Here is a 21,079-nt window from a genome sequence, read left to right as displayed (position 1 = left end):
GGTCGTCCCCGCTGTCCGGTGGCTGCGGTCAGCCGCCGCTGCCGTAGGTGGTGTTGGCGCAGATGTCGTCGTCCGCCGAGCGGGCGTCGTTGGTGACGGTGGTGGGCAGCGGCTGCGGCGGGGTCGAGGCGCCCGGGGCGCCGCCGGCCGCGGCGGAGGGGACGCCGAGGCCGACGGCCGACGCGAAGTCCTGGCCGACGATCACCGAGATGCCCCGCGAGCTGCCGGAGGAGAGCTCGGCGCCGGGGAACAGCGCGGCGATCTTCTCGGCGTTCGCCTTCTGCCCGGAGCCGTACTCGATCGTGGTGGTCTTGTACTTGGTGCTCGCCGCCTGGCCCCCCGTAGTGGCGGTGAACTTGGCGGCCTTCAGCTGCTCGGTCCCCTTGCCGGCCAGGCCGTTGACGACGGTCCCGTTGTAGACCGCCACCTTGATCGCGGCGTTGGAGGCGTCCCCGACCGGGGCGGGCGGGGTGGTGGGCGAGGGCTGCTGCGGAGCCGGGCTGGTGCCGCTGCCGGCCCCGTCCGGCTGCTGGCCGGTGGCGTTCTGGCCGTCGATGGTCTGGTCGGCCTTGAGGGTCTCCCAGAGCTTGTTGGCGTCCGGCTGGATGAGGTCGATGTTGGCGTCCTGGGTGCGGTAACGCCAGGGCGCCGTCACGAACTTGAGGTCGTGCAGGTCGATGTTCTTCAGCGACAGGCCGAAGGAGAGCAGCTTGTCGGCGGAGTCCAGGCCCGGGTCGACGGTCAGCGACTTGGTGGCGGCGTCGGCGAGCGGCAGGAGGGTGGTGGGGCCCATTCCCTCCTTCTTGATCTTGCTGATGAGGGAGCTCATGAAGGCCTGCTGGCGCTTCATCCGGCCGATGTCCGAGCCGTCGCCGATGCCGTGGCGCAGGCGCACGTAGTCGAGCGCCTTCTGGCCGTCCACGGTCTGCTTGCCCTGCGGGAGGACGAGCGCGCCCTTCTTGTGCAGGTTGGGGTTGATGTCCCCCTCATAGATCGGCTCCGGCAGGCAGACGTCCACGCCGCCGACGGCCTTGGTCATCGAGGAGAAGCCGTTGAAGTCGACCACGAGGGTGTGGTCGACCCGGATGCCGGTCACCTTCTCCACGGTGTTCTGGGTGCAGGCCGGGTTTCCGGCGTCAGTGCCGCCGGTCGAGAAGGCGGCGTTGAACAGGTCGTTGTTGCCGCCCTTGCTCCACTTGCCGTTGGGCAGCTTGCAGGACGGCAGCTGGACAATCGTGTTGCGCGGGATCGAGATGCCCACGGCGTGCTTGTGGTCGGCGTAGACGTGCAGCAGGATCGTGGTGTCCGAGCGGGCGCCGCCGTCCTCGCCGCCGCCGAGGTCGTTGTTCCCGTTGCCGCGGCTGTCCGAGCCGATCAGCAGGATGTTGACCGGCTTGTTGCCGTCCGCGTCGGCCTTGGCCTCGGGCGGCCGGTCGGTCGCTATCGCGTCGGCGTCGAAGGACTTGATGTTGGCGTTCAGCTTGAAGTAGATCGCGCCGCCCGCGCCGGCGATCAGCACCAGCACACCGGCCGCCGACCAGGCGACGATCTTCTTCACGTTCTTCTTCGGCTTGGCGTTCTTGCGCGCCGCCGCCCGGCCGCCGGCCCCGGAGTCCGCGTTGCCGCCGCCGCGGCCGCCCTTGCCCTGGGCAGCGGCACGGCGGGCCTCGGCCCGTCCGCCGGACCGCGGGGACGGCACGGCGTCACCGCTCTCGGTGCCCTCCGCCGTGAGGGCACCGGGCGCGTCCTCGCCCCGAGCCGGGCCCTCGCCCCACTGACCTGACATGCGCGTACCTTTCACCGACGGAAGCGACGCCCCGGACGATCTGGCGCACCGCACACAGAGAGACGGCCCGAACCGTTCCCAGGTTGCACATACGACCGTCGGCATCAACCGACGATCGTGGCTTCCGATCATATTTAGGTGCGACACGGTCACGGACCCCCGGTCGGCGGGCAAACCCGCCGACACCCGGGCAACCACCAGGCAGAACACCCGAAACCGCCCGATTCCGACGTGACTTACGCCACTCCGGCGCTCCCTGCCCGGGGTGCGGACGGGCGCTGCGACGGGCTCCGCAGCAGGCCCTGGGACATGCCCCGGGACATGCTCCGCGGCAGGCTCTGAGACATGCCCCGTGGCAGGCCCTGAGGCATGCCCCGCACAAGGCTCAGAGCCAACCTCGGCGCCCGGCCAGGAGGCCGGCCTCGAAGCGGCTACGGGCGCCGAGCCGGTCCATGAGGTCGGCCATCATCCGGCGCACCGTGCGCAGGGAGACACCGAGGTGCTTGCCGGCCGCCTCGTCGGTGTAGCCCTGACCGAGCAGGCGGAGCAGCTCCTGTTCCTGGCGGGTCAGGCCCTGGGCGTCGCGCTCGCGCGGGGCCCCGAAGGGGGTCGCGTCGGCCCAGGTCTGCTCGAACAGCGAGAGGAGGGCGGTGATCACCCCGGGCGAGGAGATCTGCACCGCGCCCTTGCGGGTGTTGGCCGGGTCGATCGGGACGAGGGCCACCCGCCGGTCGATGACCATCATCCGTAGCGGGAGCGCGGGCACCGTCCGCACCTCGCAGCCCAGTCCGGTCAGCCACTCGGCGTGCCGGACGGTGGCCCGGTCCTTGCGGACGCTGTCCAGGTAGACCGTTCGCATCGCCACGCCGCGGGCGAGCAGTTCCTCGTTGCCCGGGCGGCTGGCCTGGAGCGAGGCGGCGGACTGGGCGCCGCCGGGGTTGAAGGTGAGCAGTTCGTTGGAGACCGAGCGGACCAGCTCGTCCAGTCGGGCCTGCACCGTGGCGAGCCCGATCAGCCGCTCCAGCTGGCTGTCCTCCCGCGCCGACTCGTCCCGGTACTCGGCGAGCAGGGTGGTGATCGCCGCCTGGCGCCGCTCGAACTCCTGCTGGGCACGCTGCTGGACGGACTCGTAGTGGCGCAGCAGGGCGGGCAGTCCGACCCTCGGGTCGACCGGCCGCAGGCCGCCCGGGAGCTCGCCCGGGAGTTCCTCGGACGGTCGGAGCAGGCGGAGGTCGGCGAGCTGGTCGAGCGCGCCGCGGACCCGCCCCTCGGTCAGGCCGAGCTCCTCGGCGAGGCCCTTGGCATCCAGGTGATGATCAGTCAGCATTAACCGGTAGACCGCCTGTGCCGCGTCGTCGATCCCGTCCAACATCGGCGCACCACCCCCGCAGTCCGTCCCCTCGACCGGCAACTTCGACCGGACGAGTTGCCGCCTGATCATGCCAGGGCGAACGGACCGGGACAACCGTCCGACGCCCCCCGTTCCGCCCCCCGGATCGGCCGGATCGGGACAAGGTAATGGAAGGGTAATGGCACCATCGTGCCAGGGCGATCTTCCTGCCGTCCCGAACACCTTCCGGTGCCCCTCGGCGTGCAGCAGACTTTCGGTTGTCGGGGAGCGGCGAGCTCCCCGGCCGGGCCCGCCAATGACCGCGGACCGCCCTCACCGGCGGTCGACCGCCGCGGCCGCGGAAATGCCCGGCATCCGCTTCCGAAACATCGCTCGTCCAGGGGGAATCCATGCTTTCCTGTCGCAAGTTCGCCTGCACCACCGCCGCCGCGATCGCCCTGGCCTGTGGCGTCCTGGCCGGGTCCGCGCAGGCCGCGACCGGCCACGCGCCGACCGTCGGCACGGGCGTCACCCTCCCGGCCGCCACCGTGCCGGGCCACCTCGCCGACGAGATCAACATGTCCCGGCTCGCCGAGGCGCCCGCCATCAACACGCCGGGAGACTGGCGCTGGGAGTGATCGGCAACACCGCCGACAAGTCCCGCAGATGACGTCTCCTCACCGCACCCCGGCAGCCGGGCAGCCTGACCGGACGGTGAAGGACTTCCCGGCGGACGCGCCCGGCCACTGAGCCGGGCGCCGACCCCCATACACCGCGCACCCCCCACCCGTCTGCACCGACCGCAGCGCCGCCGACAGGAGCTCCCCGGCCCCGCACGCCCCACCTGGGCCGTCGCGGCCGGGACGAACTCCGGGTGCCATCAGAAATTGAATGTGCAACAAACCCGTCAGGAGCGACAGTGCCGGTTATCGAACCGATTGTGCTGAACTTCTTCGGCATCGAGGTCGGCCTCGTCCGGGCCGACCGCGACGAGATCTCGTTCCATTTCGGCCCGCACCTCACCGGGATTTCCCAGGACCCCGACCAACTGCGGGTGGAATTCTCCGGCACCCCCGGAAAGGGCGACCCGGTCGATTTCCTGGTCCGCCGCAGCGACGGCACGCCCCTGCTGCGCCGCACCTTCCGGGGCTGGGGCAACGTGCCGCCCGCCGTACCGCCGTTCGCCGCGCTGCAGGACCGGTTCTGCCTGGCCCCGGCCGTCGTCCTGGCCAAGGGCGGCGCCACCGTCGCGCTGCTCGGCGGACCGTACTCGGAGCAGGCCAACGTGGGCGCCGCGCTGGCGCAGCGCTCCTGGGCGTTCGTCTCCGGACGGCTGCTGGTGCTGGACCGGCGCAGCGGCCACGTGCTGCCCTACCTCGCCCCGCTGGAGGCGCGCGGACCCGCCGCGGCCTGGCTGCGCGGCGCCGGACTGCCGGAGGGGATGTGGCGCACGGTCGCCTCGCCCATCGGCGGCGAGGTGCTGCTGGTGCGCCCGGAGTGCCTCGGCCCGGTCGTCCCGGTACGGGCCCGGCTGGCGCCGCCGGCACTGGTTCGGCTGTGTCGCAGCGCCGACGAGGAAGTACGCCTGGCACCATGGGAGTTCACGACCCAGACCTGGCCGGCCGGATCGGCCGGCCTGCTCGCCGAAGCGCCGACCCACTGCCTGCACCTGCCCGGTGTGGGCGGAGCGGAGGAGGCGGCGGGCCTGATCGACCACGCAATGACCAACGAGAAGGACGAGTCGTGCCTCGACGTACCCGCTATGCCATCGGTGCACCGTGCTGGGCTGACTGCATCACTCCCGATCTGAGCGGCAGCCGGGACTTCTACTCGGCGCTGTTCGGCTGGGAGTTCGTCACCGAGTCGACGGACTACCAACTGGCCATGCTGGACGGGGAGATCATCGGCGGCTTCGGTGCCGCGCCGACCGGGCTGCCGCCCGGCGCGGTGTGGAACATCTACCTGGCGACCAAGGACGCGAACCACAGCTGCGCGCAGGTCGGGCGGCACGGGGGCCGGGTGGTGATGCCGCCGGTCCCGGTCGGGGCGAACGGACGGCTCTTCCTCGCCGTCGACCCCGCGGGCGTCGCGGTCGGGTTCTGGGAGGGCAGCCGCGCCGAGGGCGTGGTGCTCGCCGACGAGCCCGGCGCGATCTGCGGCCACGAGCTGCGGGTGCCGCTCGCCGCCGCCGCCGAGTCCTTCTACGGCGCGCTCTTCGGCTACCGGCTCACCGCCGACGGGGAGTTCGAGCTCGACGGGGTCGGGCAGGCCCGGGTGGTCGAGAGCGACCAGGGCCGCCCGCTGTGGCTGCCCCACCTCGGCTCCTCCGATCCGGCGGACACCGTGCGCCAGGCGATGGAGCTGGGCGCCCGGCTGATCCGCCCGGGCCGCGAGGAGCCGCCGGTGCTGCGCGATCCGTGGGGCGCCGAGTTCGGCGTCGTCGCGGTGCCGGACGGGGCCTGACCGGCCGAGGCCGCGGGGCCGGCACGGCCCGGGTCACGGGGGACCCGTGGGGGGGCGGGAACGGGGGACCGCACGGGGGCGGGAACCGGGGGGAGCGAGTGGGCGGGGTCACGGCTTACGGCCGTGGCCCCGCCCCTCGGCATGTCCGGGCGTGGGGCGGGGGCCGGGCGGGGCCCGAACCGGCCCCCGCCGTCACAGCGCCTTGACGGCCGAGGCCAGTTCAGGCCTCCCCTTGATGGCCAGCTTGCGGTAGATCCGGCCCAGGTGGGTGTCGACGGTGCGCTTGCTGAGGCAGAGGCGTTCGGCGACCTCCAGGTTGCTCAGCCCCTGCAGGACCAGTTCGGTGACCCGGCGTTCGCTCGGCGTGAGCCGGACCGGGCCGGCGTCGCGGGTGCCGATGGCGGGGCCGCGGTCCTCGGCCGGACGGGGGCGGGCGTCGCCGCCGGGGAGCGGGTCGGTGGCGATGGTACGGGCGGCAGCGGGTTCGCCGAGTGCCTGGTAGGCCTGTGCGGCGTGCGAACGCCACGGTACGCAGGCCGGGTTGGCGATCCCCCGGGCGGCCAGCTGGTGGCCGCACTCGAGGAAGAGCCGCAGCGCCTGCTGGTGGTCGCCGCGGTGGGCGGCGAGCAGCCCGCGGGCCTCCAGCACCACCGCGCGCAGCAGCGGGTGGGCCTCGGCCGGCAGGTCGACTGCGGCGAGGTCCGCGCCGTCCACCGGAAGGCCCCGGCGCAGCCGGGCCCGGACGACCAGTGCCCTGGCCGCGCCCGCGAGTTCGTCCGCCCGGACCCGGCAGGCCAGTTCGGCGGCGTGTTCGGCGTCGGCCAGGGCGGCGTCCAGCCGGCCCTGGCGGTGGGCGATGTCGGAGCGGGCCAGCAGGGCGAGGGCCAGTTCGCCGCGGTGGTTCCAGCGCTGGGCGGAGCGGACCGCCCGGCCGGCCCAGGCGGCGGCCTCGTCCAGCCGGCCGGTCCAGGCGTAGGCCATCGCCGCGCCGAGCACTTCGACACCGGCCTCGGCGGGCGAGACCCCGCGCACGCTGCGGGCCGCGAGCCGGACCGCCGTACGGGGCAGTCCGCCGGCGGCGGCCAACGCGGCCTGGGCGCCCAGCAGGTCGGGGGCGGCGGCCGCGGAGGCGTCGGCGCGCAGCGCGGCGACGGCCTGCCGCAGGGCGGTGCGCCGGCCGGTCAGCAGCGCCTGGGCGGCGAGCGGCAACAGGAGGTCGGCGGGCGGTTCGGTGGTGGCGGCGAGGGCGTGGGCGGCCTCGGTGAAGGGGACCGGCGCGGCGCCGGAGGAGCTGAGTGCCAGGACCGGGCCGGCGAACGGCCGCAGCAGCTCGGCCCGTTCGACCGGGTCGGCGACGGCGGCCAGGCCGGTGGCGCAGCGGGCGGCGGCGGAGACGTCCCGGTGGAGTTCGACGGCGCCGAGCTGCCCGGTGAGCGAGCGGACCGTGTCCGGGTCGGTGGTGTCGGCGAGCGCGCGCTGCAGGTAGCGGGCGGCGTCGTCCCAGTGGCCGTCGGCGGCGGCCTCGCGGGCGGCGGTCCGCAGGACCGGGACGGCCCAGTCGAGGCCGGTGGTGCCGGAGGACATCAGGTGTTCGGCGGTGCGGCCGGCCGGGGCCCCGAGCCGGACCAACAGGGCGGCGGCCCGTTCGTGCAGGGCGACCAGGACCCGCGGGTCGGTGCGGGCCAGCACGGCGGTGCGGACCAGCTCGTGCCGGAAGGTCTCCGGCGGTCCGGGCTCGATCAGGTCGGTGCGGCGCAGTGCCTCGCGGGCCTCGTCGGCGAGCAGTTCGCCCTGGCCGGCCAGCAGGGCGGCGGTGGCGAGGTCGGCGTCGGCGCCGAGGACGGCGAGGCCGGTGAGCAGTTCGGCGGCGCGGGGGTGGCTCTGCCGCAGCCAGCTGAGCGTGGTGTCGGCGAGGGTGCCGGCGCCGATCCGGCGCACGGTGTCGAGGTCGGGCGAGCCGGGTGAGATCCGGGCGGCGACCAGCCGGGCGGTGAGCTCTTCCAGCACCAGCGGGTTGCCCCGGGAGAGGTTGTGGCAGACGGCGGCCAGTTCGGGGTCGACCGGGGCGTCGAACTCCTCGGCGACCCGCTCGGCCACGCAGCTGTCGCAGAGCGGTCCGGGGGCGACGGTCCGGGCGTGGCCGAGTGCGCCGAGTTCGGCGGCCAGTGGGTCGTCGGCCTCGTCGGCGGTGGTGGCGAGCAGCGCGACCGGCAGGCCGTCGAGCCGGCGGGCGAGGTAGGAGAACCACTGCCGGGACTCCTCGTCGGCCAGGTGGAGATCGTCCACGGCCATCACGACGGGGGTTCGGGAGGTCAGCGAACGGGCCGCGTGGAAAAGGCTGTTGAGGACCCTTTCGCGCCCGTTCCCGGGGGTTTCGGAACTCTCCGGGATCGCTTCGGCGAGGAATTCGCCGCCGGGGAATTCCCCGTCTTGCGCGGAGATGCTTGACATGCGCATGATGGGGTCGAAGAGCTGGCGCACCACCCCGTACGGAAACTCCCGCTCGTTGTCGTGACATCGGGCCCGCAGCACCACCGCCTCGCCCGGCATCCGGGCCAGCGCGGCCCGCAGCAACGCACTCTTGCCGATCCCCCGCGGACCCCTGACCAGCACCACCGCAGGCCTCCCGGCACCGGCACCGGCCACCGCGCGGGCCAACTCGGCCAGCTCCTGTTCACGGTGCAGCAAAACTCCAGTCGGCATCGCAACCCCCCGTCGACACGCTCGCGCGGACACAGCAGTATCCCCTGCCCCACCCCACTGTCAACGCACCGGACGAATACGTACCGCACTACGTACCGGCGCCGCGGAATACGTAATTCCACGCGATGCGTATATCGACCGGCCGACCGAATATGCAGTATGTACAGCTGTTTTGACGGCGTGTTGAATATCCGCAAGGAACTTGTGAACACAGGGGGATGACTTATGGAGCGTCCGCGGCTCAAGGCCCATTTCCTCACCGAGACGGTGGGCGAAAAGGTCTTCCTGCTCGGAGAGGGTCAGGACTACCTCGTACCGGGGGCCGCCGCGGTGCGCCTCCTGCCCTACCTGGACGGACGGCGCACCGTCGCCGAGATCCTCCAGGAACTCGGCACCACCGTGCCGCTCGGCCAGGCGCTCACCGCGCTGCGCCGCTACGAGGCGGCCGGGCACCTCGCCGAGGGCCGGCCCGACCTGCCGGACCACGTGCTCGCCTACTGGGACGCCCAGGGCGTCGACCCGGCCGTCGCCCTGGAGGCCGCCCAGGCCACCGAGCTGCTGGTGCTGGCCCTCGGCGCCGCCGACGCCGCGCCCGTCGTGGACGCGCTGACCGCGACCGGCCTGCGGGCCCGGGCGGTGACCGAGGACGACGCCGTCGCCGCCGGCCCCGACACCATGGTGATCGCGCTCACCGACGACTACCTGGACGGCGCGCTGGAGCGGCTGAACACCGCCCGCCTCGCCGACGGCCGCCCGTGGCTGCTCGCCAAGCCCACCGGCACCGCCCCGTGGCTCGGCCCGCTGCTGCGCCCCGGCGAGACCGGCTGCTGGACCTGCCTCGCCCAGCGGATCAGCGGCAACCGCCAGGTCGAGCGCTACCTGGCCGGCAAGCGCGGCGAGACCGTGCCGCTGCACCCGCTGCGCGCCGCGATCCCGGCCGGCCCGGCGATGGCCGCCCAGCTGCTGGCCGCCGAGACCGCCCGCACCCTGGCCGACGAATGCTGCTCCGCGCTGGCCGGCACGATGGTCAGCCTCGACCTCAACACCCTGCAGACCACCGAGCACACCCTGGTCCGCCAGCCGCAGTGCCCGAGCTGCGGCGACCCGGCGCTGCTCACCGAGCGCAGCCCCAAGGTCGTCCTGCAGCCCAGCCCCGCCCGGCACACCACCGACGGCGGCTACCGGGTGCAGGCCCCGCAGTTCACCTACGACCGGCTGAAGCACCACATCAGCCCGCACCTGGGCGCGATCACCCGGCTCGGCGCGCACGAGGACACCGGCAACGGCATCACCTACAGCTTCACCGCCGGCCACAACTTCGCCATGGTCAACGACAACATGGACCTGCTGCGCCGCAACATGCGCGGCCAGAGCGGCGGCAAGGGCCGGTCCGAGATCCAGGCCAAGGTCAGCGCGATCTGCGAGGCGATCGAGCGCTACTCGGCGGTCTGGCGCGGCGAGGAGCCGGTGGTGCGCGCCGCCTACCGCGACCTCGACCCGGCCGTCGCCGTCCACATGGACGCCCTGCTGCAGTTCTCCGAGGAGCAGTTCGCCGGCCGCACCGCGTGGAACGCCGACCCCAACCACCGGCTGCACCTGGTGCCCGACCCGTTCCCGACCGACGTCGAACTGGACTGGACCCGCGCCTGGTCGCTCACCCACGACGCCGAGCGCCTCGTCCCCTCCGGCTACGCCTGGTACGGCCACCCCGACCTGCAGCAGCACTTCTACTGCGTCGGCGACTCCAACGGCTGCGCCAGCGGCAACACCCTTGAGGAGGCGATCCTCCAGGGCTTCTGCGAGGTCGTCGAGCGCGACGCGGTGGCGCTGTGGTGGTACAACCGGCTCGCCCAGCCCGAGTTCGACCTCGACTCGCTGAACGACCCGTACGTGGACACCATGCGCGCCTTCTACGCCTCGGTCGACCGCGAGCTGTGGGTCCTGGACATCACCTCCGACCTCGGCGTACCGGTGTTCGCCGCCATCTCCCGGCGCAAGCACGCGGTCGAGGACATCATGGTCGGCTTCGGCGCCCACCCGGACCCGCGGATCGCCGCGATCCGCGCGCTCACCGAGGTCAACCAGTTCCTCCCGTTCGTCGACCGCCGGGACGAGGAGGGCAACACCCTCTACCGCACCGACGACCTGGAGACCCTGGAGTGGTGCAAGACCGCGACCGTCGCGAGCGAGCCCTGGCTGCTGCCCGCCCGCGACCAGGCCGCCAGCACCCTCGCCGACTTCGCCCCGCTCGTCGGTGACGACCTGGCCGGGCACGTCCGGGACTGCGTCGAGCGGGCCGCCAAGGCCGGCGTCGAGGTGATCGTGCTCGACCAGAGCCGCCCCGACCTCGACCTCAGCGTGGTCAAGGTGATCGCCCCCGGCATGCGCCACTTCTGGCGCCGCCTCGCCCCCGGCCGGCTGTACGACGTGCCGGTGCGCCAGGGCCGGCTGGCCCAGCCGCACACCGAGGAGCAGCTCAACCCGAAGAACGTCTTCTTCTAGGAACGGCCGGGTGCTGACACCATGACCACCGCACTGACCACCGCGTTGACCTCCGCGCCGACCACCGCCGTGGACGAGATCCACCTGCCCGCGACCACCCGGACGGTGCGCCGGCTGCGGCTGCGCCCCGACGGCGCGTTCGCGCCGCTAGGCCCGCGCGCCGTCCGGCTGACCGCGCCCGTCGGCGCACTGAACCTGAACGACCTCGCCCCCGGCGCCCTGGAGGCCGTGGCCGCGCTGGCCGCCGGGGAGCAGACCGAGGAGGAGCTGGCCGCCCTGGTCGCGGCCCGGGACGGCGACGCCGGGCTGCTGCGCTGGCAGCTGACCCGCCGCCGGCTCGGCACCGCCGGGCTGCTGGAGCACTCCGTCCACCTGGTGACCGAGCCCTCCGAGGCTTCCGAGGCCTCGGACGAGCCGCTGGCCCGGCTGCGGCCCGTCGGGCGCGGCGCCGCCGAGCCGGGGCCGACGCCGGACCCGACCGGACAGGTCAAGCTGTCCCGCTTCGCCTGCGCCTCGGCCGAGGACGGCGCCCTGCTGGTCCGCGCCCCGGGCAGCCCGCTGGCCGTCCAGCTGACCGCTCGGGCGGCCGGGCTGCTGGCCGCGCTGGCCGGCTGGACCAGCCCCGCCGCCCTCGCCCAGCTGCCCGGCGGCCTGCCCCTGGACGCCGTCCGGCAGACCCTGCGGCTGTTCGCCGCGGCCGGCCTGCTGGCGTACGGGGCCCCCGGCGCCGAGCCGGAGGCCGAGGAGCAGCGCTTCGCCCAGTGGCAGGCGGCCGACCTCGCGTTCCACTCCCGCACCCGCCGGCCCACCACGGTCGCCGGGTACGGCGGCACCTACCGGTTCGGCGACCGGTTCGCCCCGGAGCCGGCCTCGCCCGCGCCGTTCCCCGGCGAGAAGGTCGCCCTGCCCGTCCCCGACCCGGACGAACTCGCGCGGGCCGACCGGCCGTTCACCGAGGTGCTGGAACAGCGCCGCTCGGTGCGCGACCACGACGAGCAGGCGCCGATCACCGTCGAGCGGCTCGGCGAACTGCTCTGGCGCTCCATGCGCCGACGGCAGACCTTCACCGGCGGCGACGGCCAGGAACTGGCCGACCGGCCGTACCCGAGCGGCGGCGCGGTGCACGAGCTGGAGGTGTACCCGCTGGTCACCTCCTGCGCCGGCCTCGCGCCGGGCCTGTGGCACTACGCGACCGACCGGCACGAGCTGGAGCTGGTCAGCGAGCCCAACGCGGCGACCGCCCAACTGGTCGCCGGCGCCCGCAAGTCGAGCCTGATGAAGGCCGACCCGCAGGTGGTGCTGCTGGTCACCGCGCGCTTCGGCCGGGTGATGTGGAAGTACGAGACGGTCGCCTACCCGCTGATCCTCAAGCACGTCGGCGCGCTCTACCAGACCCTCTACCTGGTCGGCACCGCGATGGACCTCGCGGTCTGCGGCCTCGGTGGCGGCGACGCCGCCGACTTCGCCGCGGCCAGCGGCATCGACTACTTCACCGAGGGCACCGTCGGTGAGCTCGTGATCGGCAGCCGGCCCCCGACGCTGCGTCAGGACGTCGGCGTCCCACGGAGAGAAGCCAGACGATGAAGTTCCGTTTCAAGGCCCTGCAGCGGATGCGCGAGCCGGACGAGCTGGACTCGCCCACGCTGCTCGCCGCGCCGCGGGGCTGGATCGCCCTGTTCGTCGTGATGATCACCATGGCCGCGGCGCTGCTGTGGACCTTCGCCGGGAACATCCCGATCACCGTCGACGCCCCCGGCCTGCTGACCCGCCCGCACGGCACCGCGATGATCCAGAGCCCGTTCGGCGGGATGGTCCGCTCCGTCCTGGCCCGGCCCTCCGACCAGGTCAAGCAGGGCCAGTCGGTGGCCCGGATCGAGGACGCCGAGGGCCACAGCCGGGAGATCACCAGCCCGTTCGGCGGGCGGGTGGTCGGCCTGTCGGTCACCGACGGGCAAGTCGTCACCCCCGGCTCCCCGGTCGTCTCGGTCGAGCGGATCGAGGACCCGCAGGAGGGCATGGTCGCGATGGTCTTCGTGCCCGCGGCCCGCACCGTCGGGCTGGAGCCCGGCGACCAGGTCGACCTCAACGTCTCCACCAGCCCGGCCGGTGCCTTCGGCCTGCTGCGCGGCACCGTCAGCTCGGTCAGCCCGTACGCGCTCACCAAGGAGGCCGTGTCCGGCCTGGTCGGCGGCGACCTCGCCGCCCAGCGCTACCTGGGCAAGGAGGCGCCCCGACTCGTCGTCGTCGACCTGATGCCCGACCCGAACACCCCGACCGGCTACTCCTGGACCTCGCAGAGCGGCCCGCCGAACCCGCTCGGCACCCAGGTGTCCGTGACCGCCACGATCAACGTCGGTCAGCAGACGCCGTTCAACCTGATCCTCGGCCGCTGAGGGGGGCTCCGATGACAGCCACGATCCCGGAGAGCACCCGGACCACCGCCCCGGAGCCCGCACCGGGCAAGAAGCCGAGGAAGAGCCGCCGCGACCGCCCCACCCGGGCGGCCGCGTCGCGGCGCTGGCGGCACGTCGTACCGACCGTCCTGCAGATGGAGTCGGTGGAGTGCGGCGCCGCCAGCCTCGCCATGATCCTCGCCTACCACGGCCGCTGGGTGCCGCTGGAGGACCTGCGCGGCGTCTGCGGCGTCTCCCGCGACGGCGCCCGCGCCTCCACCCTGCTCAACGCCGCCCGGACGTACGGGCTCAAGGCGCGCGGCTACCAGACCGAGGCCGAGAAGCTCCGCGACCTCGACGGCCCGGTGATCATCTTCTGGGCCTTCCAGCACTTCATGGTGGTCGAGGGCATCCGCACCCGGTACGGCCGCACCGTCGTCGCGGTCAACGACCCGGCCAGCGGCCCGCGCCTGATGGAGTGGGACGAGTTCGACTCCGGCTTCACCGGGATCGTGCTCTCCTTCGAGAAGGGCCCCGACTTCGAACCCGGCGGCGACAAGGGCGGCATCACCCGCGCCCTGCTGGAACGCCGGCTGCCCACCGGCCGCGCCATGCCGCTGGTGCTGCTCGCCAGCCTGCTGCTGGTGCTGCCCGGCATCGCGATCCCCGCCTACACCCGGGTGTTCATCGACCGGGTCCTGGCCGGCAGCGGGAGCGGCTACCTCCTCCCGCTGCTGGCCGCCATGACCGCCACCGCCGTGGTCGTCTTCGTGCTGACCTCCGTCCAACGGCACTACCTGCTGCGGATCGAGATCCGGATGGGGCTGGTCAGCTCGGCCCGGTTCTTCCGGCACCTGCTGCGGCTGCCCGTCGACTTCTTCCTGCAGCGCCGCCCCGCCGAAGTGGCCAAACGGGTGTCCGGCAACGACGTGGTCGCCGAGATCCTCTCCCGCGACCTCGCGCTGACCGTCATCAACCTCGGCCTGGTGCTGTTCTACGCGGCCATCCTGATCCGCTACGACATCCTGCTCGGCGTCGTCGGCGTCGGCATGGCGCTGCTCAACATCGTCGTCCTCCAGGCCGTCGCCCGGTCCCGCACCGACGCCGTCGCCGCGCTGCGCACCGACCGCGGCAACCTGACCGCGACCACCTTCACCACCCTCTCGCTGATCGAGACGGTCAAGGCCACCGGCGCCGAACCGGACGCGTTCAGCCGCTGGGCCGGCTTCCTGGCCAAGGTGGTCACCGCCAAGCAGAAGCTGGGCATCCCCAGCGCCGTGCTCACCGTCGTCCCGCCGATGCTGGCCGCCCTCAACAGCGGGCTCATCCTGCTGGTCGGCGGGCAGCGGGTGGTGGACGGCGCGATGAGCGTCGGCATCCTGGTCTCCTTCCAGACCCTGCTCTCCTCGCTCAGCCGCCCGGTCACCCAGCTCACCAACCTGGGCGGCCGGCTGCAGGACGTCACCGCCGACATCAAGCGGCTGTACGACGTCGAGCGCTACCCGGTCGCGGCCGCCTTCGCCAAGCCGGAGCCGCCCGCCGGGCCCAAGCTGGACGGCAACCTGGAGTTCGAGAACGTCCGCTTCGGCTACAGCCCGCTCTCCGACCCGATCATCAAGGACCTCAGCCTGACCGTGGTCCCCGGCCGCCGGATCGCCGTGGTCGGCGGCTCCGGCAGCGGCAAGTCCACCCTCGGCCGGCTGCTGACCGGCCTCTACACCCCGTGGTCGGGCCGGATCCTGCTCGACGGGCGGCCCCGCGAGGAACTCTCCCGGACCGTCCTGGCCTCCTCGCTGGCCTACGTCGACCAGGACATCTCGCTGTTCGAGGGCACCGTCCGGGACAACCTCACACTGTGGAACGACGACGTCCCCGACGAGGCGGTCACCGCCGCCCTGCACGACGCCGCCGTCTTCGACACCGTGATGACCAGGCCCGGCGGCATCCACAGCCCGGTCCTGGAAGGCGGCCGCAACTTCAGCGGCGGCCAACGCCAACGCCTGGAACTGGCCCGGGCCCTGGCCACCGAACCGACCCTGCTGGTCCTGGACGAGGCCACCAGCGCACTCGACCCGGAGACCGAGCGGGTGATCATGGACAACCTGCGCCGCCGCGGCTGTGCCTGCCTGATCATCGCGCACCGGCTCTCCACGGTCCGCGACGCCGACGAGATCATCGTGCTGAACCAGGGCGAGATCGTCGAACGAGGCACCCACGACGAGCTGTTGGCGCTGGGCGGGCACTACACCGCGCTCATCGAGTCCGCGCGCCGCGAGGAGGAGGACGAGCTGTGAGCGAGCGAACCATCGGAAGGTGCGACTTCGCGGCAGCGGCTGCCGAGCGAAGCGAGGTGGCCGCATGAGCACTGCCCTGGAGGTCTTCTCGCCGTTCTTCACCGAAGCCGCCGAACCCGTCGAACCGCTGACCGACCGCTACCTCGTGCTCGACGACCCCGAGCGGATGCTGCTGGTCCGCTCCGGCGCCGTCGACCTGTTCGCCGTCAGCCTCGACTCCGGCACACCACAGAGCCGTTGGCACTTCCTCTGCCGGATCGAGGCAGGCACCCTGGTACCCGGCGCGGCCGCCGGACCGCGCCGCGGCATCGTCGCCCGCCCGGTGCTCGGCGCCGAACTCTCCTTCCTCGCCACCACCTGGGTCGAAGGCCTCTCCGCCCGCGGCCGCGAATGCGGCACCGCGGCCGGCGCCGCCGTCCGGGCCCTGCCCGCAGGCGAACAGCAGCAGGCCGCCGACCAGTTCCTCGCCGGGCTCGCCCGCGGCCTCACCGCACTGGCCGGCGCGCTGCGCGACACCCTGCCGCCCCGCGAGTTCACCCCGCTCGACCCGGCCGAACCGACCGTCCTCAAGCGCGGCCAGGCGCTGCGCTCCGTGGACGGCCTGCAGTGGGTCCGGGTCGAGGAAGGCGCCGTCGAGGCGCCCGAAGGCGCGGCCGGCTGCGCGGCCGGCGAACTCGCCGAGGGCGCCGAACTCTGCCTCACCGAGAAGGACTGGCTGGTCGCCACCGGCCCGGCCACCGTCCGGGCCCGCTCCCCGCGCGAACTCCTCGACGAAGGCGGCCTCTGGGAACGCCTCGCCACCCACTGCGGCCGACTGCTCGACGCCGTCGACCGCCGGATCGGGACCCGCCGCGACAGCGAGACCGAACTCATCGCCGCCCGCCGCGAACGCGACGCCGGCACCCTCGCCGACTCCGCGCGCGGCTTCGAGACCATCCTGCGCGACACCGCCTCCCGGCTGCGGATCGGCGACGCCACCGGCGACGATCCCACCCTGGCCGCCGCCCGGCTGGTCGCCGCCCACGAGGGCTACACCGTCACCGCCCCGGTCTCCGGCAACGGGCACGACCGCCGGCTCGACCGGCTGCAGGCGATCGCCCTGGCCTCCGGCGTCCGCACCCGCTCCGTCCGGCTGGACGGCCGCTGGTGGCACCACGACCTCGGCGCGATGATCGGCTACCGCAAGGCCGGCTCCCCCGTCGCGCTGCTCCCCCTCGGCGACGGCTACGTCCTCGCCGAGGGCGGCAAGGTCACCCCGCTGACCCCGAAGGTCGCCGCCGAACTGCAGAACAAGGCCACCGTGCTGTACCGGCCGCTCCCGGCCACCGTCCGGACCGTCGGCGGACTGCTGAAGTTCGGCCTGCGCAACAACCGGCGCGACCTGTGGATGTTCACCGGCATGGCCGCCCTTGTCGCCCTGATCGGCCTGCTCGTCCCGGTGATGACCGGCGAAGTACTCGGCACCTTCGTCGCCCACGCCCAGCGCAACCTGATCACCGAAGGCGCGCTGGTCGTCATCGGCTCCGCGATGGCGGTGGCCGCACTGTCCATCGTCCAGAACATCGCCGTACTGCGGATCGAAAGCCGTTCCACCGCGGCGATGCAAGTCGGCGTCTGGACCAGGCTGCTGTCCCTGCCCGCGCCGTTCTTCGCCAACTACTCCACCGGCGAACTGGGCACCACCGTGCTCGGCGTCAGCGCCGCTCAGGAAACCCTCTCCGGGATGATGACCACGGCAACCCTCGGGCTGCTCACCGGGCTCGCCAACCTGGTGCTGGTCTTCTTCTACGACCTGCGGCTGGCCGGGCTGGCCACCCTGCTCGTCCTCGTCGGCGGCGGCTTCGCCCTGGCCGCCGGCCGGTTCGAGGTCCGCTGGCAGCGCCGGCTGTACGCGCACGAGCAGACCATGTCCGCCCGGGTCTTCCAACTGCTCACCGCCATCCCCAAGTTGCGGGTCACCGCAGCCGAGGACCGGGTCTTCGGGGTGTGGGCCGCCGAATTCGGCAAGGGGCGCGGCCTCGCCGCCGCCTCCCGCCGGGTCCAGAACGCCGTCACCACCTTCAACGCCGGCTTCCCGCTGGTCTGTTCGGTCATCGTCTTCGGCGTGATCGCCGGGCCGCTGGACGGCCGCGTACCGATCCCGGTCTTCCTCTCCTTCTTCACCGCCTTCAACCTGCTGATCGCCTCCAGCCTCCAGTTCACCTCGGCCGCGGTCACCGCGATGGGCGTCGTCCCGATGCTCGAGCGGCTGCGCCCGATCCTCGAGGAGAAGCCCGAGGTCGACGACACCAAGGCCGACCCGGGCGACCTTTCCGGACGCCTCGGCCTCAGCCACGTCACCTTCCGCTACGGCCAGGACGGCCCGCCCGCCCTGCAGGACGTCACCCTCACCATCGAACCCGGTGAGTTCGTCGCCGTCGTCGGGCCGTCCGGCAGCGGCAAGTCCACCGTCCTGCGACTGCTCCTCGGCTTCGAACGGCCCGAGGCCGGCACCGTCCTCTACGACGGCCAGGACCTCGGCGAGTTGGAGGTCTCGGCGGTCCGCCGACAGTGCGGCGTCGTGCTCCAGCACGGCGCACTACTGGCCGGCGACATCAAGGCCAACATCGTCGGCTCCACCAACCACACCCTCGACGACGCCTGGGCCGCCGCCGAAATGGCCGGCATCGACAAGGACATCGCCGCCCTCCCGATGGGCATGAACACCGTGCTCTCCGAAGGCACCAGCACCCTCAGCGGCGGCCAGCGGCAACGCCTCATGATCGCCCGCGCACTCGTCTCCCGGCCCCGCATCGTCTTCTTCGACGAGGCCACCAGCGCCCTCGACAACCCCACCCAGCGCCTCGTCACCGAATCCACCCGCCGGCTCAACGCGACGCGCGTGGTGATCGCCCACCGGCTCTCCACCGTCGCCGAAGCCGACCGGATCATCGTCATGGACCAGGGGCGGGTCGTCCAACAGGGCCGGTACGAGGAACTGCTGGCCGACCGGGACGGACTGTTCGCCCGACTCGCCAGCCGCCAGATGTAGGCCGTTCTTCCCGGGGAGGGGACGCATGGAGTACGCACTGCTGGTCTACGGCCAGGAAACGGACTGGGACCGGATGACACCCGAAGAACGCGAGGCGCGGTTCACCGCCAACCGCGCCTTCGGCCGGGAGCTCGCCGAAGCCGGCGTACGGATCGCCTACGGCGCGCGGCTCGCCCGGCCCGCCGCCGCCGAAGGCGAGGCCCGGGCAGCGGACGGCGTACCGGAGGTCGGCGGCCTCTGGGTGATCGACGTGCCCTCCGACCAGGAGGCGCTCGGCTGGGCGGCGAAACTGCCGGTCAGCGAATCAGGCCGGGTGGAGGTCCGTCGCTGCGACGGACCCCCGCGGACCAACCGGCCGGTGGGAACGGAGAACTGAGGATCATGGAATACACCCTGCTCATCCACGGCGACGAGCGGGTCTGGAACGGGCTGACCGAGGCCGAGGAGGCCGAACTCGACGCCGCCCACGCCAGATTCGGCCGCGACATGCACGAGGCAGGGGTGGCCGTCCGGTACGGCGGCGGGCTGCACCGCAGCTGCAGTGCCCGACTGGTAGTGCCGGGCGGCGCCTCCGGAGCCCCGGTCTCGGACGGACCGTACCGGGAGGGCCACGAACACCTGGGCGGCATCTGGGTCATCGACGTCGCCGACGAGGCGGAAGCCATCACCTGGGCCCGCCGCATGCCCTCCGCCCCGGGCGACCTGGTCGAAGTCCGCCCAGTCCGGGCCACCTGAGGCATCCGACGGAGGAGTGGGAAGTCGACCCGGCCGACTTCCCACTCCTCTTCGTTATCGCGGTCCTCATCGGGCACCAGTGAGGTCGATCTCCGCCCAGACCGTCTTGGAGTTGGGGTGGCGGGGGATGGTGCCCCAGCGGTCGCAGAGGGCATCGATGAGGGTGAGACCCCGCCCTGACTGCGCGGTGGGGGTGAGGACGGCGGGGAGGACAGGAAGCCTGTCTCCCCTGGGATCGCTGATCTCGATGCGCAGGGTGGTGCCCCGGCGCGCGGTAGTGGTGAGCGCGAGGTGCAGCTCGAAGCCGCGCCCCGGAACACGACCGTGCGTAGTCGCATTAGCGGCCAGCTCCGCGACGATGAGGAGAGCCGCGTGGAACGGCTCGGTGTGCGTCGAATTCAGCCGCCAGACGGTGAGTTGACGCCTGGCGACGCGCCGGCAGATGGCAGCGCCCTTGGGCGAGGCGGCGAGCGTGGTGGTGTGGCTGCGCGGGCTGTCGAGCGGGATTTCGGTCGTCATGGGAGAAAAGCGTGACGGCGCGGACGTACCCTGACCATGCATCCGGCGAGTACGGAGAGTGCATGTGCGGATGCGCAGGGTCTGCCTGTCGGGTGGCCCGGATCATTCGATCGAAAGGGCGGGTGATTGCCGTGGGTGGCGTCGAACGCACGGTCTCCGACGACGGCGAGACGGCGGAGAACTCCGACGGGGTCGCGGAGTTCTACAGCGCGGTGGGGAAGCTGATCAAGCTCTTCCGGGAGCGGGCGGGGCTCACGCAGAAGCAGTTCGCCAAGCTGACGGGCTACAGCGAGGACCTGATCGGCGCGATGGAGCGCGGCGTGAGAACGCCGAGGATCGAGTTCCTGACGATGGCCGACGACCTCCTCAACGCGGGCGGAGTGCTGAGGGCCGTCGCGGACGACGTGATGAAGGCGAAGATCCGAGTGGCCACGCGGCACCCGGCGTTCAACAGGGCCTTCACAACGGAAGAAGCCAAGGCCCTGGAGATCCACGACTACAGCACGCTCGACATCCCAGGCTTGCTTCAGACCGAAGCGCACACCCGGGCGCTCTATGAGATGCGGCGACCCTGGCTGTCAGTCGAACAGATCGAGAAGTGGGTCGAAGCGCGCCGAGCGCGGCAGGAGATCCTCACCCGGTGGCCGCTGCCGCTGATGACCTGGGTGATCGACGAGAGCGTTCTGCGGCGCCCCCTGGGCGGTTGGGACGTACATGCGGGGCAGCTCCGGCACATCCTCAAGGTCGCGGAGATCAGGGGCCTTGAGATGCAGGTGGTTCCGCTCGACAGCACGGAGCACGCCGGGATGGGCGGACCCTTCACCCTGCTCACTCCGCCCGGCCGTCCACAGATTGCGTACGTGGAGGTCCAGCACGTCAATAGACTCATCACGGACCCCGAAGAAGTCCGTAGGATGGCCGCACGATACGGCACCCTCAGGGGGCAAGCGCTCAACATGAGGGAGTCCTTGGCCTTGATCGAGAAGATCCTGGGAGAGCGGTGAGCATGTCCGAGATGGCATGGTTCAAGAGCAGCCACAGCGGCAACGAGGGCGCCAACTGCGTGGAGGTCGCCGAGACCCCCGGCACCGTCCACGTCCGTGACTCCAAGGACAAGAGCGGCCCCCAGCTGGCCTTCGAGCCGGCCGCCTGGGCGGCGTTCGTGGCCTTCGCCGCCACCACCGAGGTCTGACCGGACTTCTCCCGTCGGGGGGGGGGGGGCGCGCGGGGGGGGGGGGCCGGGGGCCGCCCCCCCCCGCCGGGGGGGGGGCGGCCCGCGCCCCCCGCGCCCGCCCGCGCCCCCCCCCCCGCCCCGCGCCCCCC

The 21,079-nt window shown here is 72.8% G+C and carries 16 protein-coding genes; 12 read left to right on the top strand and 4 right to left on the bottom strand.

The window, feature by feature from the left end; translation table 11 throughout:
• Positions 1 to 28 precede the first annotated feature (28 nt).
• Positions 29 to 1,786 carry an LCP family protein gene (locus tag ACIBEC_RS41470; protein WP_360505894.1) on the bottom strand — a complete coding sequence of 586 codons (1,758 nt, stop codon included), beginning with the start codon at positions 1,784 to 1,786 and terminating at the stop codon, positions 29 to 31.
• Between the two features lie 385 nt (positions 1,787 to 2,171).
• Positions 2,172 to 3,158 (bottom strand): LuxR C-terminal-related transcriptional regulator, encoded by a 987-nt coding sequence (locus ACIBEC_RS41465; RefSeq protein WP_396290272.1) that lies wholly within the window; start codon positions 3,156 to 3,158, stop codon positions 2,172 to 2,174.
• A gap of 368 nt (positions 3,159 to 3,526) precedes the next feature.
• Between ACIBEC_RS41465 and ACIBEC_RS41460 the strand changes: the two genes are divergently transcribed.
• The 3 genes from ACIBEC_RS41460 to ACIBEC_RS41450 all read left to right on the top strand — a co-directional run bounded on the left by ACIBEC_RS41460 (position 3,527) and on the right by ACIBEC_RS41450 (position 5,579).
• Positions 3,527 to 3,754, top strand: coding sequence for a hypothetical protein (locus tag ACIBEC_RS41460; protein WP_360505900.1), 228 nt, complete (start codon positions 3,527 to 3,529; stop codon positions 3,752 to 3,754).
• A 281-nt stretch (positions 3,755 to 4,035) separates the two neighbouring features.
• Positions 4,036 to 4,926 (top strand): hypothetical protein, encoded by an 891-nt coding sequence (locus ACIBEC_RS41455; RefSeq protein ID WP_360505902.1) that lies wholly within the window; start codon positions 4,036 to 4,038, stop codon positions 4,924 to 4,926.
• Entirely contained in the window at positions 4,860 to 5,579 is a 720-nt protein-coding gene (locus ACIBEC_RS41450) for a VOC family protein (RefSeq protein WP_360505905.1), read from the top strand. The genes ACIBEC_RS41455 and ACIBEC_RS41450 overlap by 67 nt, the downstream gene beginning before the upstream one ends.
• 192 nt (positions 5,580 to 5,771) lie before the next feature.
• On the opposite strand, the gene ACIBEC_RS41445 is transcribed toward ACIBEC_RS41450, so the two are convergent.
• Positions 5,772 to 8,282, bottom strand: coding sequence for an AAA family ATPase (locus ACIBEC_RS41445; RefSeq protein WP_360505908.1), 2,511 nt, complete (start codon positions 8,280 to 8,282; stop codon positions 5,772 to 5,774).
• A 225-nt stretch (positions 8,283 to 8,507) separates the two neighbouring features.
• Here ACIBEC_RS41445 and ACIBEC_RS41440 point away from each other — a divergent pair, with 225 nt between their 5' ends.
• From ACIBEC_RS41440 to ACIBEC_RS41410, 7 genes are all read left to right on the top strand, one after another.
• Positions 8,508 to 10,784: a TOMM precursor leader peptide-binding protein gene (locus ACIBEC_RS41440; protein WP_360505911.1), complete on the top strand. Its 2,277-nt coding sequence runs from the start codon at positions 8,508 to 8,510 to the stop codon at positions 10,782 to 10,784.
• A gap of 21 nt (positions 10,785 to 10,805) precedes the next feature.
• Complete coding sequence (locus ACIBEC_RS41435; protein WP_360505914.1) at positions 10,806 to 12,368, top strand: SagB family peptide dehydrogenase; 1,563 nt, start codon at positions 10,806 to 10,808, stop codon at positions 12,366 to 12,368.
• Positions 12,365 to 13,177 (top strand): HlyD family efflux transporter periplasmic adaptor subunit, encoded by an 813-nt coding sequence (locus ACIBEC_RS41430; RefSeq protein WP_360505917.1) that lies wholly within the window; start codon positions 12,365 to 12,367, stop codon positions 13,175 to 13,177. Before ACIBEC_RS41435 ends, ACIBEC_RS41430 begins: the two co-directional genes overlap by 4 nt.
• An 11-nt stretch (positions 13,178 to 13,188) precedes the next feature.
• Positions 13,189 to 15,471 carry an NHLP family bacteriocin export ABC transporter peptidase/permease/ATPase subunit gene (locus ACIBEC_RS41425; protein WP_360505920.1) on the top strand — a complete coding sequence of 761 codons (2,283 nt, stop codon included), beginning with the start codon at positions 13,189 to 13,191 and terminating at the stop codon, positions 15,469 to 15,471.
• A gap of 64 nt (positions 15,472 to 15,535) precedes the next feature.
• On the top strand, positions 15,536 to 18,502 hold the full coding sequence (locus ACIBEC_RS41420; protein ID WP_360505923.1) for an NHLP bacteriocin export ABC transporter permease/ATPase subunit: 2,967 nt from the start codon (positions 15,536 to 15,538) through the stop codon (positions 18,500 to 18,502).
• A gap of 25 nt (positions 18,503 to 18,527) precedes the next feature.
• A complete protein-coding gene (locus tag ACIBEC_RS41415; protein WP_360505925.1) occupies positions 18,528 to 18,878 on the top strand; it encodes a YciI family protein in 351 nt (116 codons plus the stop codon).
• Positions 18,879 to 18,883: 5 nt separating this feature from the next.
• Positions 18,884 to 19,237 (top strand): YciI family protein, encoded by a 354-nt coding sequence (locus tag ACIBEC_RS41410; RefSeq protein ID WP_360505928.1) that lies wholly within the window; start codon positions 18,884 to 18,886, stop codon positions 19,235 to 19,237.
• A 66-nt stretch (positions 19,238 to 19,303) separates the two neighbouring features.
• Here ACIBEC_RS41410 and ACIBEC_RS41405 read toward each other — a convergent pair whose 3' ends face one another.
• On the bottom strand, positions 19,304 to 19,756 hold the full coding sequence (locus ACIBEC_RS41405) for an ATP-binding protein (RefSeq protein WP_360505930.1): 453 nt from the start codon (positions 19,754 to 19,756) through the stop codon (positions 19,304 to 19,306).
• Positions 19,757 to 19,887: 131 nt separating this feature from the next.
• On the opposite strand from ACIBEC_RS41405, the gene ACIBEC_RS41400 reads away from it, so the two are divergent.
• On the top strand, positions 19,888 to 20,760 hold the full coding sequence (locus ACIBEC_RS41400; RefSeq protein WP_360505933.1) for a helix-turn-helix transcriptional regulator: 873 nt from the start codon (positions 19,888 to 19,890) through the stop codon (positions 20,758 to 20,760).
• Between the two features lie 2 nt (positions 20,761 to 20,762).
• Entirely contained in the window at positions 20,763 to 20,948 is a 186-nt protein-coding gene (locus ACIBEC_RS41395) for a DUF397 domain-containing protein (protein ID WP_360505936.1), read from the top strand.
• The last annotated feature ends 131 nt before the right edge of the window (positions 20,949 to 21,079 follow it).

It is taken from the genome of Kitasatospora sp. NPDC051164, from assembly GCF_044455625.1.
Taxonomy (GTDB): Bacteria; Actinomycetota; Actinomycetes; order Streptomycetales; family Streptomycetaceae; genus Kitasatospora.
The sequence above is the reverse complement of the archived record's forward strand: the minus strand, read 5'-3'. Positions and strand labels throughout refer to the sequence as shown.

Bases quoted from the DNA above. Each gene is read 5' to 3' on its own strand.
- ACIBEC_RS41470 (WP_360505894.1), bottom strand. From the start codon at position 1,786: ATGTCAGGTCAGTGGGGCGAGGGCCCGGCTCGGGGCGAGGACGCGCCC.
- ACIBEC_RS41465 (WP_396290272.1), bottom strand. From the start codon at position 3,158: ATGTTGGACGGGATCGACGACGCGGCACAGGCGGTCTACCGGTTAATG.
- ACIBEC_RS41460 (WP_360505900.1), top strand. From the start codon at position 3,527: ATGCTTTCCTGTCGCAAGTTCGCCTGCACCACCGCCGCCGCGATCGCC.
- ACIBEC_RS41445 (WP_360505908.1), bottom strand. From the start codon at position 8,282: ATGCCGACTGGAGTTTTGCTGCACCGTGAACAGGAGCTGGCCGAGTTG.
- ACIBEC_RS41440 (WP_360505911.1), top strand. From the start codon at position 8,508: ATGGAGCGTCCGCGGCTCAAGGCCCATTTCCTCACCGAGACGGTGGGC.
- ACIBEC_RS41435 (WP_360505914.1), top strand. From the start codon at position 10,806: ATGACCACCGCACTGACCACCGCGTTGACCTCCGCGCCGACCACCGCC.
- ACIBEC_RS41430 (WP_360505917.1), top strand. From the start codon at position 12,365: ATGAAGTTCCGTTTCAAGGCCCTGCAGCGGATGCGCGAGCCGGACGAG.
- ACIBEC_RS41425 (WP_360505920.1), top strand. From the start codon at position 13,189: ATGACAGCCACGATCCCGGAGAGCACCCGGACCACCGCCCCGGAGCCC.
- ACIBEC_RS41420 (WP_360505923.1), top strand. From the start codon at position 15,536: ATGAGCACTGCCCTGGAGGTCTTCTCGCCGTTCTTCACCGAAGCCGCC.
- ACIBEC_RS41415 (WP_360505925.1), top strand. From the start codon at position 18,528: ATGGAGTACGCACTGCTGGTCTACGGCCAGGAAACGGACTGGGACCGG.
- ACIBEC_RS41410 (WP_360505928.1), top strand. From the start codon at position 18,884: ATGGAATACACCCTGCTCATCCACGGCGACGAGCGGGTCTGGAACGGG.
- ACIBEC_RS41405 (WP_360505930.1), bottom strand. From the start codon at position 19,756: ATGACGACCGAAATCCCGCTCGACAGCCCGCGCAGCCACACCACCACG.
- ACIBEC_RS41395 (WP_360505936.1), top strand. From the start codon at position 20,763: ATGTCCGAGATGGCATGGTTCAAGAGCAGCCACAGCGGCAACGAGGGC.